1 protein-coding gene and 1 pseudogene are annotated in these 2,157 nt (G+C 36.1%); one reads left to right on the top strand and one right to left on the bottom strand.

All coding sequences use genetic code 11. From position 1 onward, the window contains the following. Positions 1 to 261 (top strand): annotated as a pseudogene (locus tag OZD66_RS06075) (IS3 family transposase); the annotation flags it as partial. Positions 262 to 458: 197 nt separating this feature from the next. Here the strand turns inward: OZD66_RS06075 and OZD66_RS02860 are convergent. After that, positions 459 to 1,922, bottom strand: a complete 1,464-nt coding sequence (locus OZD66_RS02860; RefSeq protein ID WP_182367450.1) for a hypothetical protein — start codon at positions 1,920 to 1,922, stop codon at positions 459 to 461. Positions 1,923 to 2,157: the final 235 nt, after the last annotated feature.

Below are 2,157 nucleotides of genomic sequence, written 5' to 3'. Positions count from 1 at the left end.
TTCACAATATACTTCGCAAGGTTATCAATATCTCTTATCCATAAAAAACATAGATGAGTCATAAAGGTTGTTGTTACGACAATTCTGTTGTGGAAAGCTTCTTCAGTTCTCTAAAAAGGGAGTTACCAATAGACACCTATCGGCACTCTAAACAGCATATTAAAACTGCTATATTTGAATATATAGAAATTTTTTATAACAAACAACGTCACTATTAACTATTGCATTCCTGAGCATTTTGATTCATCATTCTCTTTGTGAAAAACATTCCAAACTTTCTCTCCACTTTTTCTGGGTAAGGTCAGTCAGCTACTTGGATGACAGGGGAGGGAGGTGCTACCTTGACAATCGTCATCCCGCTACGTGTTAGCGGGATCTAGAGATACCGCGAATGAATCGCGGTATGACGGTCTGCGGCGGTATGAAGTAGGGCTGCACTAGCTATATCATGCATTTTATTAACCGACACTATAAACAATATCCTTACAATTATGAGATTGAACCACAACTTGCTCAAGCGTTAAGCTGATGCGTTTAGCGTCTTTACCGTGGTTTTCCTCAAGAACATTTGTTCTTTCTCGTTTTATTTCCTCGATTAATTCCTTATTAACGCTTTCAGTTTTAATCTCTTCCTGCGAATATATAAGATTAGTGCAATTTGTTTTTCTATAGTAATGTATGCCAAAACCCACAATGAATAATGCAAGTATACCAGAACCTATAAGTAGTGATAATCCTATGTTATTAGTCAAAGGGTTTTGGTAAAATTTTTGTACGTTATTAACACCGCCTTCCGCATACAGCAATAAAGGAAGTGCTACATTTGCAGCAACTACACCGGTCAACAATGTGGTAAATAGTGGCCTATTGTTGATTACTGATTCTATTTTGTTAGTTCTACTAACTACTTTTTCGTCAATGTTAATGAAGCCTTGTTTAGCTTCCCAAGCATTAAGTACAAAATTTGAATGAGTGCCATTGCTATATTCCAGTCTTACAGATTTTATAGCTTTATCTTTTGACTGGTGCTCCAACACCTCAGCTAAAATTTTATCCGCATCTTTTTTTTGAATGGAATGTTCTTCAGTATCTATAAATTGCCTTGTTGCAAAAAATATTGGACCAATTGTAAGCAATGCAGCAAGTGCAATAACTGGTATAGTGATATATTTTGGGCTGTTTGTAAAAAATGCAATAAATTTTGCTTTATCTTGTAAATATAATAAAGCTGCAGATATACTGAGTATAATAGCACTTGCACCAAAAATTATAAAACCCTTCTGCTGCATGGCATACTTTGCTCTTGGCAAGAATCTGTTTGTTTTTTTATTTGTTGTGCTACCTATATCAGAATTTAGTGACAAAGACTCTTCAGAGTCATCTTTGCTTTTATACGATGGTAAAGTATTTGAAGACGCACCTAAATCGTCTTTTGAGTTTTGACCACCTATTCCACTGTCTAAACTCTTTTTCGAAGATTTTGTATTTGGGTCTATAGCTGCATAAATATGTTCTTCTGATCCATTACCAGATAATCCTCCTAAACCTAAACTTGCTGTTTGTGATACCCAATCATGAGTCTCACCTTTTGTTTCTTCTAGGGAAGGAGGTAGTACTTCAGTACTAAGACCAAACAAATTTTTGTCTTCTTTGTCTTGTAAACCTGGAGCTTTTGGCAAAATCGGTGGTGCTCCATCACCATCTTTTTGTCGATTTACAGATGCATAAGTAGGATCCACTTCCTCATCATCTGATTCTTCATGTGACATTCCCTGCACACGTGGTACTACATTCAGTACACTTGAGATAGCATTTCCTGCTTCTTCAGGCGATGGTGGATCTTTTAGTGTTATCTTGCTATTGTCACCTGTTTGTTCGTAAGAAGTTAATTTTACTGTTGATTTTTTGACTGACCCATGCATATTCACTCCAAAGTTAATTACTATGCTGCATTGATTACGCTATAGTTATTAAGATATAGTAAATACCAATTTACAGATAATGTATCTGTTTAGCAGAGTGGCAAAATAAGGTAGACGAGAAAAGACAACTATAGGAACAAATGGGTGTCATCCCAGTGCCCAGACACTGGGATGGCTTTGTTGCATCGCTCAAGTGAAAAGAACTGGCAGTTACTGACAAAATTCATTATAAATA

This window comes from Wolbachia endosymbiont of Drosophila baimaii, assembly GCF_028982185.1.
GTDB lineage: Bacteria > Pseudomonadota > Alphaproteobacteria > Rickettsiales > Anaplasmataceae > Wolbachia > Wolbachia pipientis.
Note: the sequence above shows the minus strand (reverse complement) of the source record. Positions and strands in the feature narration are given on the sequence as shown.

Excerpts from the sequence above, each read along its gene's own strand:
- OZD66_RS02860 (WP_182367450.1), bottom strand. The coding sequence starts at position 1,922 with ATGCATGGGTCAGTCAAAAAATCAACAGTAAAATTAACTTCTTACGAA.